15 protein-coding genes are annotated in these 14,628 nt (G+C 33.0%); 8 read left to right on the plus strand and 7 right to left on the minus strand.

All coding sequences use genetic code 11. The features are described from left to right. The first annotated feature begins 79 nt into the window (after positions 1-79). Complete coding sequence (locus tag ACRHNM_RS09660) at positions 80-814, plus strand: energy transducer TonB (protein WP_431136017.1); 735 nt, start codon at positions 80-82, stop codon at positions 812-814. Between the two features lie 52 nt (positions 815-866). On the opposite strand, the gene ACRHNM_RS09665 is transcribed toward ACRHNM_RS09660, so the two are convergent. After that, positions 867-1,421, minus strand: a complete 555-nt coding sequence (locus tag ACRHNM_RS09665; RefSeq protein ID WP_431136019.1) for a thioredoxin family protein — start codon at positions 1,419-1,421, stop codon at positions 867-869. A 22-nt stretch (positions 1,422-1,443) separates the two neighbouring features. Here ACRHNM_RS09665 and ACRHNM_RS09670 point away from each other — a divergent pair, with 22 nt between their 5' ends. Beyond that, on the plus strand, positions 1,444-1,779 hold the full coding sequence (locus tag ACRHNM_RS09670; RefSeq protein ID WP_431136021.1) for a tRNA-binding protein: 336 nt from the start codon (positions 1,444-1,446) through the stop codon (positions 1,777-1,779). Positions 1,780-1,782: 3 nt separating this feature from the next. On the opposite strand, the gene ACRHNM_RS09675 is transcribed toward ACRHNM_RS09670, so the two are convergent. From ACRHNM_RS09675 to ACRHNM_RS09685, 3 genes are all read right to left on the minus strand, one after another. Next, the gene (locus ACRHNM_RS09675) at positions 1,783-4,287 is read right to left on the minus strand and encodes a M14 family metallopeptidase (RefSeq protein ID WP_431136023.1); all 2,505 of its coding nucleotides are present in this window, start codon (positions 4,285-4,287) and stop codon (positions 1,783-1,785) included. A gap of 91 nt (positions 4,288-4,378) precedes the next feature. Then, positions 4,379-4,783, minus strand: coding sequence for a PUR family DNA/RNA-binding protein (locus ACRHNM_RS09680; protein ID WP_431136025.1), 405 nt, complete (start codon positions 4,781-4,783; stop codon positions 4,379-4,381). A gap of 72 nt (positions 4,784-4,855) precedes the next feature. Beyond that, positions 4,856-6,610, minus strand: coding sequence for an ABC transporter ATP-binding protein (locus ACRHNM_RS09685; RefSeq protein ID WP_431136026.1), 1,755 nt, complete (start codon positions 6,608-6,610; stop codon positions 4,856-4,858). Positions 6,611-6,744: 134 nt separating this feature from the next. Between ACRHNM_RS09685 and ACRHNM_RS09690 the strand changes: the two genes are divergently transcribed. From ACRHNM_RS09690 to yajC, 4 genes are all read left to right on the plus strand, one after another. Then, on the plus strand, positions 6,745-7,848 hold the full coding sequence (locus ACRHNM_RS09690; protein WP_431136028.1) for a Glu/Leu/Phe/Val family dehydrogenase: 1,104 nt from the start codon (positions 6,745-6,747) through the stop codon (positions 7,846-7,848). A gap of 102 nt (positions 7,849-7,950) precedes the next feature. Then, the gene (nusB, locus tag ACRHNM_RS09695) at positions 7,951-8,895 is read left to right on the plus strand and encodes a transcription antitermination factor NusB (protein WP_431136030.1); all 945 of its coding nucleotides are present in this window, start codon (positions 7,951-7,953) and stop codon (positions 8,893-8,895) included. Between the two features lie 138 nt (positions 8,896-9,033). Beyond that, positions 9,034-9,531, plus strand: a complete 498-nt coding sequence (locus ACRHNM_RS09700; protein WP_431136032.1) for a DUF1573 domain-containing protein — start codon at positions 9,034-9,036, stop codon at positions 9,529-9,531. 19 nt (positions 9,532-9,550) lie between these two features. Continuing rightward, entirely contained in the window at positions 9,551-9,832 is a 282-nt protein-coding gene (gene yajC / locus ACRHNM_RS09705) for a preprotein translocase subunit YajC (protein ID WP_431136034.1), read from the plus strand. Between the two features lie 75 nt (positions 9,833-9,907). Here yajC and ACRHNM_RS09710 read toward each other — a convergent pair whose 3' ends face one another. The 3 genes from ACRHNM_RS09710 to ACRHNM_RS09720 form a co-directional block, all read right to left on the minus strand. Beyond that, the gene (locus ACRHNM_RS09710; RefSeq protein ID WP_431136036.1) at positions 9,908-10,507 is read right to left on the minus strand and encodes a YdeI/OmpD-associated family protein; all 600 of its coding nucleotides are present in this window, start codon (positions 10,505-10,507) and stop codon (positions 9,908-9,910) included. After that, positions 10,504-11,757 (minus strand): peptidase T, encoded by a 1,254-nt coding sequence (gene pepT, locus ACRHNM_RS09715; protein ID WP_431136037.1) that lies wholly within the window; start codon positions 11,755-11,757, stop codon positions 10,504-10,506. The genes ACRHNM_RS09710 and pepT overlap by 4 nt, the downstream gene beginning before the upstream one ends. A 121-nt stretch (positions 11,758-11,878) precedes the next feature. Beyond that, complete coding sequence (locus tag ACRHNM_RS09720) at positions 11,879-12,709, minus strand: universal stress protein (RefSeq protein WP_431136039.1); 831 nt, start codon at positions 12,707-12,709, stop codon at positions 11,879-11,881. Positions 12,710-12,855: 146 nt separating this feature from the next. Between ACRHNM_RS09720 and ACRHNM_RS09725 the strand changes: the two genes are divergently transcribed. Next, positions 12,856-13,881, plus strand: coding sequence for a quinone-dependent dihydroorotate dehydrogenase (locus ACRHNM_RS09725; protein ID WP_431136041.1), 1,026 nt, complete (start codon positions 12,856-12,858; stop codon positions 13,879-13,881). Between the two features lie 158 nt (positions 13,882-14,039). Next, positions 14,040-14,621: a LysE family translocator gene (locus tag ACRHNM_RS09730; protein WP_431136043.1), complete on the plus strand. Its 582-nt coding sequence runs from the start codon at positions 14,040-14,042 to the stop codon at positions 14,619-14,621. Positions 14,622-14,628 lie beyond the last annotated feature (7 nt).

The following is a 14,628-nucleotide window of genomic DNA, read 5'->3' on the forward strand; positions in this document are numbered from 1 at the left end:
AAAACGACTGATAACATGATAATTATCATGTTTTTTTTAAGATTCTTAGTGTAACTTCATAGTATAAAATTTAGGAGTTATGCAAGTTAAAAAGAACCCAGAAATAGAAGTTGGCCGAAATAGCAGCCTCTATTTCGCAGTTGGCTTAAATTTGATGTTGTTAATTACGTACATGATGTTTGAATATAAAACGTATGAGAAAGAAGTTGTTACCAGAGATATTGTACAAGTTGATAATGTTATTGAAGAAGATATTCCAATTGTAAATTTAGAAGTGCCACCACCTCCACCACCTCCACCACCAGCTTTAGTTCCAGATGATATTAGAGTCGTAGAGGATCAGGTTGAGATTGAAGAGACAGTCATTGAAAGTAGCGAGATAGGTCAAAGTGAAGCTATTGAAGAGTATGTGGCTACGGTAGAAGACGTTGAGGTTGAAGAAGTAGAAGAAGACATTGAAGTGCCTTTTGCAGTCATCGAACACGTGCCAGTTTTTCCTGGATGTGAAGGAGGTACCAGAGAACAGCAAATGGCTTGCTTTCAAAAGAAGATACAAGAGCATGTGAGAAAAAACTTTAATTATCCTGAAAGAGCTCTTGAACTCGAGATGCAAGGTAAGGTGTATGTGCTTTTCTTAATTGATAATACAGGTAGAGTCGCAAAAATTAAAAGTAGAGGTCCAGATAAGATTTTGGAAAAAGAGGCTGAACGAATTATTAGTTTATTACCACAAATGACGCCTGGAAAACAACGTGGTAAAGCTGTAAACATGCCTTATAGCATTCCTATACATTTTAAGCTTGATAAGTATTAACATACATTACCTGTATTTGTTGTAAGATTGACAGGAGTTTGCTGATGCTGTATTATTTCCATTTAATATTACAACCGATACTTGGTTTTTGAACAATGTCAATGCTTTTATTTGAAAGTAATGCATCTAAAACTTCCCTTATATCTTTACCAGTGACAGGAATTTTATTTCCAGGTCTGGAGTTATCTAACTGACCACGATATACTAACTTTAATTCGCTATCAAATACATAAAAGTCAGGTGTGCAAGCAGCATTATAGGCTTTGGCAATGTCTTGTGTCTCGTCATATAAGTATGGAAATATAAAGTCTTGCTGAATAGCATTTTCTTTCATTTTATCTGGAGCGTCTTCAGGATAATTAGTTGCATCATTACTAGAAATGGCAACGCATTTAATTCCTTTTGAAATATAATCTTTAGCTAGTTTTGATAATTCGGAATTGATGTGCTTCACAAACGGACAATGGTTACAGATAAACATAATTACTGTTCCTTTAATGCCTTTCGCATTGTCTAGGGAAACTACCGAATCGTCAATAGTATTTTTAAGGGTAAATTCAGGAGCTTTTGTTCCTAACGGAAGCATATTTGAAGGTGTAAGTGCCATTTTTTTTTTATACTTTTAAATTATGGATAATATAATAACTTTTGAAGACTTCACAAAAGTCGATTTACGGGTTGGAACTATTGTTGAAGTCAATGATTTTCCTGAAGCACGACAGCCAGCCTATCAGTTAACGATTGATTTTGGAGCCTTGGGAATAAAAAAAACTTCAGCTCAGGTTACAGCCCTTTATAAAAAAGAAGACTTGCTTAACCGACAAATTATAGCTGTGGTTAATTTTCCTAAAAAGCAAATTGCCAAATTCATGAGTGAATGCTTAATTCTAGGAGCAGTTCAAGGTAAAGAAGTCACGCTTTTAAATCCTGAACATCACGTTGAAAATGGAAGCATGGTCTCATGATTATTACATGTCTTCTCTGAAAAAGATGGCATTCATCAAAAGTTTATTTGTGCCATACCAAAACCCTCTAAAGTTGGTGTTGTCTGTAAAGACGATGACGTTTCCAGAATTCAACCTTTTCACTTTAAATGGAACAGATAAGGCTAAACTATCTAAATTACGCTTAGATATATAACCACTCAGTAATGGGTTTTTAGTGTATTGCAACGGATTGTTGTAGCTCTGCTTGTCTGGAATTAAAAACATGGTGTTGTTTCTAAATAGAGCAATGTTATCGTTTTTATAACCGAAATTGATGGGATGTGAACGATCTTGTTTTGCTTCAAAAATAGCACCACCAATAACTTGAGCACCTCTAAAATCACCACGTTCTTCATGAGAAATGTTTTTAGCTATCAATTCAGACTTTTTAAAATCCAACTTTATAAACTCATTTCTGTTAAGCCATCTTAAAGCATTTCTATACGCAATTATAGTGCCTCCATTTTCGGTCCATTGTAGTAAATTTTCAGTAGCATTTTTACCAATGGAACCACTTGGAACGATAATAGTGTTGTAGCGACTTAAATCGGTTCTGCTTAAGTTTTTAGTGTCTAATTTTGTGATTCGCATGTCATAACGTTGATCAAATACATGCCAAATTTCACCAGCATCATAACTTCGTATGCCGTCACCAACTATCATGGCAACTTTAGGTTGTGATAGGGTTCTAAACTGATTGCTTCCCAAATCAATCCCCTGAGTTAAACCTGTTGTTACCGCATCGATTTGTAGATGACTTTCACTGGCTACAGTTTGCAAAAACTTATACAAATCATCAGCAGATTTATTTTGATTTTGAACTGGAATCAAAATAGTTCCATAGTCATAAGTTTTACCATTTATACGAAACTGCTGCATGCCCACTTTAGCTCTTAGTCCACTGCTAAGAATAGCGTTTAACGCTTTAGGAGCATAGTATTCATGCCATTCCATTAGATACGCATAGTTACTTTTTTTAGTGACTAAACCTGGTTTCATTTGCAAATCTTCAACCTTAGCTCCTGCTATAGACGATGGTATGTTTTCTTCATAATCTAATCCGAATGCCAAAGGAAATGTCCAGGCAGATACATCATAAAATAAACTGTCCTGAAAAGTTGTTCGTTTTTCAAACATGGGATTGATTAATCGAGTGTTCTTTTGATTTTTAGGTACGACATAACTATATCCTTTTTTAAATTGTTTTCCATTGGTTTTAAAATCATTTTTAAGTTCATGGAATTCAATCTGATGACGTTTTAAGATTTCTGCTAAATGATAAGTTTTGGCGGCATCTTTCTCATCGCCAAAAACAATTGCTTTTCCATTTTCCTTAGTGGCTTCAGCACGAGCATTTTTATAAAAATTGTGCTGGTATTGTAAAATGTCTTTGCGCATGTTTTTTCCGGCTTCTAAAGTTGATAGAGCCGCTGTAAACTGATTGCGGATTGTAAATGGAAAGGTTATGATGCCATTTGAACTTTCTTGAATATGTCCACGAGAACTAGCTTGTTCAAACAAAATACCAATACCACCATTAATGTCTGGAAATGTAGATCCTTTTCCGTAGTAAAAATCATCAAAATTTTCTTCAGTATAATACAATGAACCAATTTTATCTAACGCTTTTGCATGGTAATTTCCAATCGATTTGGTTAGTTCCTGGTTGAGTTTAGGTGTTAGTGGATGCGTTCTCGAAGGAATTCCAGGTTGAAAAAAGAAGGTAGCATTTGTTCCCATTTCATGATGATCGGTTAAGATATTTGGCAACCACTTGTGAAAACTTTCAATACGAACTCTAGATTCTGGCAGTTGTACAGGTAACCAATCTCTATTCATATCAAACCAGTAGTGATTTGTTCGTCCGCCAGGCCAAACTTCATCATATTCACGATCGTTAGGATCAGGATTTAAGTGTTTACTCTTATTGGTGTTTGCCCAATACGCAAAGCGTTGTAAGCCGTCAGGATTGTAGCAAGGATCAAATAAAACGACTGTATGATCTAATAGGTCTTTAACGTCAATGCTTTCAGCTGCAGCTAAATAATAGGCAACAAGCATCGCAGCATTTGAGCCACTCGCTTCGTTGCCATGAATTGAAAAACCTTGATAAACAATGAGAGGCATATTATCAACATTTGCAGTATTAGTTTCTGTTGAAGCTATATGTGTCGTTCTTATACTTTCTAGGTTTGAATGATTTTCTGGCGATGTTATTGTGAGCAGGAGTAGTGGTCTGCCTTCAAATGTTTGACCTCTATCTTCGATTGAAATTCTATCTGAAGCTTTAGCTAGCACTCGCATGTACTGCACTAATTTATCATGTGTGATATGCCATTCTCCAACCTCGTGGCCAATAACAGACTCAGGTGTTGGTATTTCAGAATTGTAAGTTGTGTTTTGAGGAAGGTAATAGGATAAATTTGATGCCTTTTGTGCGTGTAATGAAAAACTGCTTAAAACAAGAACGAATAGAATTAATCTCATAAAAATTGTAGTTGATATTATAAACGTATAAAAATAAAAAAAACCGTTATGGGAAGATAACGGTTTAAGGGTGTTTTAACAAAAGAGTTGACTATATGTCTTCAAAATTGATGTCTGTAAACTTGTCAGGAGAATTAGAGTTTTCAATTGATTCACCTCCTTCGGCAAGATCGTCGCTTGTAGAATTATAATCGTCTTTTTTAAAGTCTTTTTGATGTCTTTCACTAATAACTTCATCACCTTTTTCATCTATGATGTAATCTGTCATTTCTTTTAAGATCTCATTAAATTCGTTAAAATCTTCTTTGTAGAGGTAGATTTTATGTTTTTTGTAATGGAAAGATCCGTCGTCATTTGTGAATTTTTTACTTTCTGTAATGGTTAGATAGTAATCTGCAGCTTTGGTTGATCTTACATCAAAGAAGTAAGTTCGTCTTCCTGCTCTTAATACTTTTGAGAAAATTTCTTCTTTCTCCATCATTCCGTGATCACTCATAGCTAATTTTTAATTTTTTGAGTTGTTAGTGCTTCAAAAATCTAAAAAAAAAGTATAGTAAGCAACAAATTATTATAATTCTTTTGAGCTAAGCTGTTTTAAATAGAGCTCTTTATAGTAACCATCAGTATTAATCAACTGTTCGTGAGTTCCGTTTTGAACGACTTTGCCTTCATCAAGTACTATAATTTTATCTGCATTTTTTGCTGAAGATACACGATGGCTAACAATAATGGTGGTTTTTCCTTGTGATACTTTTTTAAGGCTGTTTAAGATTTTCTCTTCTGTTTCTGTATCAACAGCAGATAGACAATCATCAAACAACATGATTTCAGGCGCTTTAATTAGTGCTCGAGCAATTGAAATACGCTGTTTTTGTCCACCAGAAAGCGTAATTCCACGTTCGCCTAATTTGGTTTTATAACCATTAGTAAACTTTTTAATATTCTTATGAACATAAGCATTTTTAGCAGCTTCAATAACTTCAGCTTCAGTAGCATCTTCTTTTCCAAACATGATATTATTTTCAATAGTGTCTGAAAATAAAAAAGCATCTTGAGGGACGTAACCAATGCTGTCTCTAAGGTTTTTAAGATTTACTTGATTAATGGCTTTTCCATCAATAGAAATACTACCTTTTTGTACATCGTAAAGCCTTCCTATAAGATCTAAAATAGTAGATTTTCCAGAGCCTGTTTTTCCCAATATGGCTAAGGTTTCGCCTTTTTTCAAAGAAAATGAAATATCATCTAAAGCTTTAATGTTGGTGTCAGGATAAATAAAAGTTACGTCTTTAAAAGCGATATTGCCTTCAATTTTAGTGTAATCTGTAGTGTTGTTTTTAATGTCTGGTTCTTGCTTTAAAAACTCATTAATACGTTTTTGAGAAGCTTCAGCTTGTTGTACCAGGTTAGTTACCCAACCAACAGTTGCTACAGGCCATGTAAGCATATTGACGTAAATTAGGAATTCGGCTATAGTACCAATGTTTTCAATTTCGCCATTTATATATTGCATGCCTCCAATGTAAGCCACTAAAATATTACTGATTCCAATTAATAAAATCATAGATGGAAAAAACAGCGCTTGTACCTTAGTTAAGTCGATTTGTTTTTCTTTGCTTTGCTCAGATAGTCTGTTAAATGCTAAATTATTTTCGTCTTCGATTCCATAGGCTTTGATAATTGAAATCCCACTGAATGATTCTTGAGTGTAAGCCGATAAATTAGACAGGTACTCTTGTACAATAGTGCTTCTTTTATTTATGATTTTACTCAATTTATAGATGATAAACGATAAAAAGGGTAAAGGTAACATGGTGTAAAGTGTGAGTTTAGGTGCAACACTAAGCATGTAAATTAATGCCACAATAAATAAGGTAATCATATTTACCGTATACATAATAGCAGGACCTGTGTACATTCTAACTTTCGTGACATCTTCACTAATTCTATTCATTAAATCTCCAGTTCTGTTTGACTTGTAGAAATTAAGAGATAAACGCTGGTATTGCTGATACACTTCGTTTTTTAGGTCGTATTCTATATAACGAGAGACATTAATAATGGTTTGGCGCATTAAAAATGTTAATACACCAGCAACAACAGCAGCTCCTATTAGGTATAAAATATTGGTTGCGAGTTCTTGTTTGAAAGTCTCATTGCTTATCTCATTATTAAGTCCTTTAGAAATGGTAGTTATCGATTTTCCAATCAGTCTAGGGGTAAATAGAGCAAATATCTTTGCACAAATGGTAATGACTACACCCAGTAAAAGACGATATCTGTATTTATAGAAGTATTTATTAATGTGTTTTAATTCCTTCATTTAGAAAAATCTGGCGCTTTAATTTGTTAACAGATGTATAATTTTACAGCTATATTTTTGTTAATACTCTAATATTGGTTTATTTTTGCTCGCTATTTTGCGCAAATTGCAAAATAGACGACAAACATAATCACATGACTTCAGATATCATTAGTTCTAAAGAACTTCATAAAGTAGACCCGGTTTTTGGGCAATTATCCTTTGATAATCACGAGCAAATCGTTTTTTGCAACGACAAAGATACTGGTTTAAAAGCAATAATTGGTATTCATAACACAGTTTTAGGACCTGCCTTAGGAGGTACGAGAATGTGGAATTACAATAACGAATGGGAAGCTCTTAACGACGTGTTGAGACTCTCTCGTGGAATGACTTTTAAATCGGCGATCACTGGATTGAATTTAGGAGGCGGAAAAGCTGTTATCATTGGCGATGCCAAAACTCAAAAAACACCAGAACTTATGAAAAAGTTCGGAGAGTTTGTACATTCTTTAAGCGGAAAATACATCACAGCTGAAGATGTTGGGATGACTACAGCTGATATGGATTTAGTTCGTGAAGTGACACCTTATGTTACAGGTATATCTGAAAGTAAGGGAGGAGCAGGTAATCCTTCACCTATTACTGCATATGGCGTTTTTATGGGAATGAAAGCTGCTGCCAAATTTAAATTTGGAAGTGATATTTTAGAAGACAAGTCGGTTTTTGTACAAGGTATTGGTCATGTTGGTGAAGCTCTTGTTGAACATTTGGTTAATGAAGGTGCTCGTGTTACCATTTCAGATATTAATCAGGAACGCTTAGAAGTTGTTAAATCTAAGTACGACGTTACCATTTATGGTGGACAAGATATTTATTCTGAAGAAATGGACATTTATGCGCCTTGTGCTTTAGGAGCGACCATCAATGATGATACTATTTTCAAACTAAAAGCAAAAGTAATTGCTGGAGCAGCTAATAATCAATTGGCAATTGAAGATAAGCATAGCAGACAATTGCAGGAAAGAGGAATTGTATATGCACCAGATTTTTTAATCAATGCTGGAGGCATTATAAATGTGTATGCTGAATTAGAGAATTATGACAAGCAAGAGATCATTCGCAAAACAGAAAACATCTATAATACGACCGAAGAAATATTAATTAGAGCAAAGGCTAATAATGTAACTACAAATGTTGCAGCTCTAAATATTGCTAACGAACGTATTGAAACACGCAAAAGAGAACAGGAAAAATAATTGTTCTAACTCTTAAATTATAGTATTTTTGCCGTACGTTATTTATAACGTAAGTAGGTTATAATTTCTTAACGATATTATCTATTATCTAAAGTTCTTTACATGCTAAATAGAAGACATATACGTATAAAAGTCATGCAGGCACTCTACGCTTTTAAAGGTAACGAGAGTGAAGATTTGAAAGTAAGTGACAAATTTCTTAATCACAGTTTAAACAGTTTGTATGATCTCTATCTAAGCATCTTGTCTTTAATTATTGAAGTTCATAAAAAAGCAGAAGATCATCAAAACAAAACTCAAAAAAAGTTTTTAGCGACTCAAGCTGAGAAAAATCCAAATTTAAAATTTATCAAGAATGAAGTTTTAACGAAACTTAGCTCAAATCAAGCATTAAAAGCTGAATTAGAACATCGCAAACTTAATCCTTGGTATCTTGATTTTGAATATGTAGATCTTACATTTAAAGCGATTACTGAAAGTGATCTTTACAAAGAATATATGGCTACGCCAGTATCTACATTTAAGGAAGATAAAGACTTTGTGATTTCTGTTTTTGAAGATATTATTGCTCCAAATGATAAACTTTACGATTATTTTGAAGACAAAAAATTGACGTGGTTAGATGATATTCCTGTTGTGAATACAAGTCTTTTAAAGCTTTTTAAGAAATTGAAGCCTTCTACATCAGAGCAACATTTTCTGCCGAAACTTTTTAAAGATACCGATGATAGAGATTTTGGAGAGAACCTGTTGAAAAAAACCATTTTAAATCAAAGTAGTTTTAGTTCCGAAATAGCTTTAAAAACAAAAAACTGGGATTCAGAAAGAATAACACAAATAGATACAGTATTAATGCAAATGGCAATATGCGAATTTCAGAAATTTCCATCAATTCCAGTCAAGGTCACCATTAATGAATATCTGGAAATAGCCAAAGAATATTCCACACCAAAAAGTAGCAATTTCATAAATGGTATTTTAGATAAGATTGTTAAAGAATATGAAGCTGAAAACAAATTTAATAAAGTAGGTAGAGGATTGTTGTAAATTCCTTTAAAAATCGAGGGTTAAGGTTTGTTTTTTTAACCTAAAAAAATGCTAAAAAATTTTGATTCGTTGAAATAATCACTACTTTTAACACCTTAAACAAAAACATTTTAAAAAGTTTAATTTAAAATTATCGCAATGAAAAAAGTAATATTAGGATTAAGTGCACTTTGTATGGTAGCGTTTACATCTTGTAAAGAAGAAAATGCTACAAGTAAAATTAATTCAGATAACGTAGCAGCAGCTGCAGAAAGAGATGCAACATCTAGTGATTTTCCAGTAATTACATTTGAAGAAACTGAGCACGATTTTGGAACTATTGTTAATGGAACTCCAGTTGAAACTAAGTTCAAGTACACCAACACAGGTGATTCGCCTTTAGTTGTAAGTAACATCAAAAGTACTTGCGGATGTACAGTACCTTCAGATTGGAATAAAGATCCTATACCTCCAGGTGATTCTGCAGAATTTACTGTAAAATTTAATGGTAAAGGAAATAATCAGGTAAGCAAAACGATTACGTTAACAACGAACACTGAGAAAGGTTCTGAAACTGTAAAAATAAAAGCGTTTATTGAGCCTGATCCAAATGCACCAGCGAAAGCAGGATCAACAGCAATCAAATCAGTTCAGTAAACAAAAAACGTTATAACCTATGATGGATTTACTACCTTTTGTAGCCATGTTTGCTGTGGTATATTTCTTTATGATTGCACCTCAAATGAAACGTGCCAAGAATGAAAAGAAGTTTGCAGCTGAATTAAAACGAGGCGACAAGGTGATTACAAAAAGTGGATTACACGGAAAAATTATTGACTTAAATGATAAAGACAATAGCTGTGTGATAGAAACTATGGCTGGAAAGATTAAATTTGAGCGTTCTGCAATTTCTATGGAAATGAGTAAGAAGTTAAATGCTCCAGTAACCACGAAATAACGTTTTCTAATTTATAATAAAAAAAGCTCCGAAATTTCTTTTGGAGCTTTTTTTATTAATAGTTTTAACTAATAACTAACAATCCTTATACTTATCATGTAACCCAACGCCTTTTAGGATCATAGGTGTAATTTTCTCCAATCTTGATTGTTTTGTAGTGTCCCTTTTTGCTTCACTGATATAGTCGCAATATTCTCGCTGCTTTCCTGGAGTTAATGTTTTAAAATTTGATTCTAATTTAGAATGTGTTTTAAAATGTGCTTTTAATTCCTGAGGAATCACTACTTTTTTTGTAGCACGTTTGGGATTGATTTCTTTTCCTAGCTTTTGGTTTTCAATAGCTTCATTAATGTAATCCAGAACTAATTTTTTATCTATGTCATCAATAGATTCAAAGCGCATTTGACGTAAGGCTTTGGTTTTATTTTCTTGGGCATTGACTAATAAATCGTGTTTGTCTTTTAAAAATACACCTTGAAAAAACCAAATACCGAAATGATGCTTAAAGGCACCAAGACCGAGTACATTTTTACCATTTAAGTCGTAAACTGGAGCATTCCATTTTATAGACTCGTTTAATGTTGTAGAGTTAATAATATCTCTTAATAACGATAAGGCTTCACTAAAATGGGAATTCGTTTCGATATAGTCTTCTACGGATTGGATTTTTTTCATTTTTTAAAATTTAATGACTTGTCTGCTGTTAACTCCACAATCTTACAAATCACTTCAGTAGCTTTAATCATACTTTCAACAGGTACATATTCATAACGTCCGTGGAAGTTATGTCCACCAGCAAAAATATTTGGACAAGGTAAACCCATATAACTTAATTGTGATCCATCAGTACCACCACGAATAGGCTTAATTAATGGTTCGATACCTAATTGTTTCATGGCTTCCTCTGCAATATCTACAATGTGCATTACAGGTTCTACTTTTTCTTTCATATTAAAATACTGGTCTTTTATCTCTATTGTAATGACTTCACGACCATATTCAGAATTGATATCGTTTGTAAGTTTATGAAGCATTTCTTTACGAGCTTCAAAATGATCTTTGTCATGATCTCTAATAATATATTGTAATGTGGTTTCGTCAACTTTTCCATCGATACTGTACAGATGAAAAAAACCTTGGTAGTCTTCCGTGTGTTCAGGAGTTTCAAGTCTAGGTAGAGAATTGATAAATTCTGTAGCGATGTACATAGAGTTTACCATTTTTCCTTTAGCATAACCTGGATGTACAATTTTTCCTTTGACATGCACCTTAGCACCTGCAGCATTGAAATTTTCGTATTCTAATTCCCCAATCTGACTGCCATCCATGGTATAAGCCCATTCGGCTCCAAATTTTTCAACATCAAAATGATGTGCTCCTCTTCCAATTTCTTCATCAGGAGTAAAACCAACTCTTATGTCTCCATGTTTAATTTCAGGATGTTGGATGAGGTATTCCATAGCTGTGACAATCTCAGTAATTCCGGCTTTGTCATCAGCTCCCAAAAGCGTTGTTCCGTCTGTAACAATTAATGTGTTTCCTTTATAAAGCAATAAATCTTCGAAATAATCTGGTGATAAAATAATGTTTTCAACTTCATTTAAAACAATATCTTTTCCATTATAATCTTCAATAATTCTCGGCTTTACATTTGCTCCTGTGAAATCTGGAGAGGTGTCAAAATGTGATACAAAACCAATAGTTGGGACATCATGATCTACATTGCTTGGCAATGTAGCCATGATATAAGCCTTATCATCAATGGTCACATCACTTAATCCTATAGATTTAAGTTCTTCAGCCAATTTATGAGCCAAATCCCATTGTTTTGCTGTACTTGGTGTAGTTGTACTTTCTGGATCAGATTCAGTATCTATGGTTACGTAGCTTATAAATCTATTGATGAGGTGTTGCTTATTTATCATTATAGGAGTTTTTTCAAAATTAAAAATTCAATTGGCAATTAGAAAGGATTGCATGTAAATTTACGATATAAAAAAGCACCTTAAATGAATTAAGGTGCTTTTTTATAATTGTAATTCAGTCTTATTTTCTAAACGTAAAAACAGGACGTTTGGAATGATTTACCAGGTCTTCAGAAATACTTCCACCAAACAAATGGTTTAAGCCTGTTCGACCTTCCGTAATCATACCTATGGCATCAATATTGTGTTTATCTGCATATTTTAATATGGCCTCTTCAACATTGTAGTCTGAAATTAAAGCAACATTGTCTTTCCAGTTTTCACGATTAGTTACAGTTAAAAAATTAGAAACTTTTTCTTCAATTTCATCTGTACTTAAAAAGCCTTGATTTGGAAGGTTGATATGTAATAGTGTAACTTTTTCACCAAGTACGCTTAGTAATTTCATAGCTGTATTGGCTGCAGGAGCACTTGCAGGAGAAAAATCTGTTGCGATAACAATATGTTGAAAATCTATAGAACTAGGTTTAGATTTAACTACGAGAAGAGGTGTTTTGCTGTGACGTACAACTTTTTCTGTATTGGAGCCTAAAAATACACCGTCATGATCATTGTGACCTTTAGATCCCATGACTATTAAATCGACTTTTAATTCATTAGCGACTTCATCTACTTCTTTTAAAACTTTGTGATGTTTAATCATTGGTGTCACTGTTACATCTTCTAAATAAGGTTTATCTAAAAAACTTTCAAACTTTTTATTAGTGACCATTAACATAAAAGCCGTTTCTTCACTTTTTTCTGAGCTTGAAGACGAAAATATAGATTCAGAAAGTTCTAGCATATGCATAACAATAAGTTCAGAATTATACTTTTTTGCTAGTGCAGCTGCTGTTTCTAAGGCATATTCTGAATTTGTTGAGAAATCTACGGGAATTATGATTTTTTTCATGATTAGTTTGAATTGGTTTAAATTCAAAAATAGAAAAACTATTACACATAATATATGATAATTGACATATTCTAATTTAATTAATAATCAATTATAAGCCTTATAGAATGATTAGATTCTTATTTTTGTAGTGTAAACAGCAGCTCATGTACACATTTTTGATAAGACCACTTTTTTTTCTTTTTGATCCTGAAAAGATTCATCATTTTACGTTTTCATTAATTCGCTTTTCGTGTAAAATTCCAGGAATGAAATCTTTATTTAAAAAGGTCTATTTGGTTGAAGATAAATCTCTGGAACGTCATATTTTCGGATTACATTTTAAAAATCCTGTAGGTCTGGCTGCCGGATTTGATAAAGATGCAAAATTATATAACGAACTGTCAAATTTTGGTTTTGGCTTTATAGAGATAGGAACCTTAACTCCTAAACCGCAATCTGGAAATCCTAAGAAACGATTGTTCAGACTTAAAGAAGATTCAGCAATTATTAACCGAATGGGTTTTAACAATGGAGGTGTTAATGAAGCTGTAGAACGACTTCAGAAAAACAAAAACATACTAATTGGAGGTAATATTGGAAAGAATAAAGTTACACCTAACGAGAATGCTGTAGATGATTACCTAACGTGTTTCAATGCTTTATTTAATCACGTTGATTATTTTGTAGTCAATGTGAGTTCACCTAATACTCCAAATTTGAGAGCATTGCAAGATAAAGAACCTCTGACCAAACTATTAAAAGTCCTAAAATCGGAAAATTCTAAAAAACAAAACCCTAAACCCATTCTTTTAAAAATAGCACCTGATCTTACAGATGAGCAATTAATTGATATCATTGATATTGTTTCAGAAACCAAAATTGATGGTGTTATTGCTACAAATACTACAATTTGTCGTGAAGGATTGCGGTCTGAAAATAAGACAGAAACTGGAGGTTTAAGTGGAAAACCATTAGCACGTCGTTCTACAGAGGTCATTCGTTTTTTAGCTCAAAAAAGTAATAAGGCCTTTCCTATAATTGGTGTAGGTGGTATTCATTCTGCAGAAGACGCTCTTGAAAAAATTGATGCTGGAGCAGACCTGGTTCAAGTATATACTGGTTTTATTTATGAAGGTCCGAAATTGATAAAACAAATCAACAGAGCTCTTATCAAAAAAGCGAGTCTATAGTTTAACAACTATCTATCATCATTAATAAGATAAGTTTTTCATGAGCCATGAGATTTGTTATAACAATATTGAGTCGTAATAAGTATATTTACTAAAAACATAGTACACTGAATTACGACCTTCTTATATCTTTTATAATTGCAACGTCTGTGTTAGCAATGTCTCCAGGACCAGATAATATTTACGTGCTTATGCAAAGTGTTGTAAATGGAAAGACATTTGGATTAGTAACAGTTGCAGGTTTAATATCTGGCTGTCTTGTACACACAACATTAGTCGCTTTTGGAGTATCAGCTATCATCAAGGAAAATGATTCCTTTTTTTTTATCATTAAATTATTTGGAGCATTGTACTTGTTGTATCTTGCTTATAAGGTGTTTCGCTCTAAATCTGAATTAAAGTTAAGCTCAAAATCCAATGATGTACCAAAAAAAAGTCTGATTCAGCTTTTTAAGCAAGGCTTTATGATGAATGTTTTAAATCCTAAAGTATCGATTTTCTTTTTGGCATTTTTTCCAGGTTTTTTATTTAGTAACACGTTAAGTACAGTTACTCAGTTTTATGTGTTAGGGTTATTATTTATGTGTGTTTCTGCTATTATTTTTTCAACTATCGCCATTTTAGCAGGTTCAATTTCAGAATATATAAAGCAGTATAGGCGTATTGGGTTCTATCTAAAATGGTTACAAATAATTGTGTTTGTTGGTATTGCCATACTAATTTTCACTTCTGAAAAATAGGTTTAAA

Source organism: Psychroserpens mesophilus (genome assembly GCF_050617655.1).
Taxonomy (GTDB): domain Bacteria; phylum Bacteroidota; class Bacteroidia; order Flavobacteriales; family Flavobacteriaceae; genus Psychroserpens; species Psychroserpens mesophilus_A.

Excerpts from the sequence above, each read along its gene's own strand:
- pepT (WP_431136037.1), bottom strand. The coding sequence starts at position 11,757 with ATGATAAATAAGCAACACCTCATCAATAGATTTATAAGCTACGTAACC.
- ACRHNM_RS09720 (WP_431136039.1), bottom strand. The coding sequence starts at position 12,709 with ATGAAAAAAATCATAATTCCCGTAGATTTCTCAACAAATTCAGAATAT.
- ACRHNM_RS09690 (WP_431136028.1), top strand. The coding sequence starts at position 6,745 with ATGACTTCAGATATCATTAGTTCTAAAGAACTTCATAAAGTAGACCCG.
- ACRHNM_RS09725 (WP_431136041.1), top strand. The coding sequence starts at position 12,856 with ATGTACACATTTTTGATAAGACCACTTTTTTTTCTTTTTGATCCTGAA.
- nusB (WP_431136030.1), top strand. The coding sequence starts at position 7,951 with ATGCTAAATAGAAGACATATACGTATAAAAGTCATGCAGGCACTCTAC.
- ACRHNM_RS09730 (WP_431136043.1), top strand. The coding sequence starts at position 14,040 with ATGTCTCCAGGACCAGATAATATTTACGTGCTTATGCAAAGTGTTGTA.
- ACRHNM_RS09665 (WP_431136019.1), bottom strand. The coding sequence starts at position 1,421 with ATGGCACTTACACCTTCAAATATGCTTCCGTTAGGAACAAAAGCTCCT.
- ACRHNM_RS09680 (WP_431136025.1), bottom strand. The coding sequence starts at position 4,783 with ATGAGTGATCACGGAATGATGGAGAAAGAAGAAATTTTCTCAAAAGTA.
- ACRHNM_RS09700 (WP_431136032.1), top strand. The coding sequence starts at position 9,034 with ATGAAAAAAGTAATATTAGGATTAAGTGCACTTTGTATGGTAGCGTTT.
- ACRHNM_RS09660 (WP_431136017.1), top strand. The coding sequence starts at position 80 with ATGCAAGTTAAAAAGAACCCAGAAATAGAAGTTGGCCGAAATAGCAGC.
- ACRHNM_RS09710 (WP_431136036.1), bottom strand. The coding sequence starts at position 10,507 with ATGAAAAAAATCCAATCCGTAGAAGACTATATCGAAACGAATTCCCAT.
- yajC (WP_431136034.1), top strand. The coding sequence starts at position 9,551 with ATGATGGATTTACTACCTTTTGTAGCCATGTTTGCTGTGGTATATTTC.
- ACRHNM_RS09670 (WP_431136021.1), top strand. The coding sequence starts at position 1,444 with ATGGATAATATAATAACTTTTGAAGACTTCACAAAAGTCGATTTACGG.
- ACRHNM_RS09685 (WP_431136026.1), bottom strand. The coding sequence starts at position 6,610 with ATGAAGGAATTAAAACACATTAATAAATACTTCTATAAATACAGATAT.
- ACRHNM_RS09675 (WP_431136023.1), bottom strand. The coding sequence starts at position 4,287 with ATGAGATTAATTCTATTCGTTCTTGTTTTAAGCAGTTTTTCATTACAC.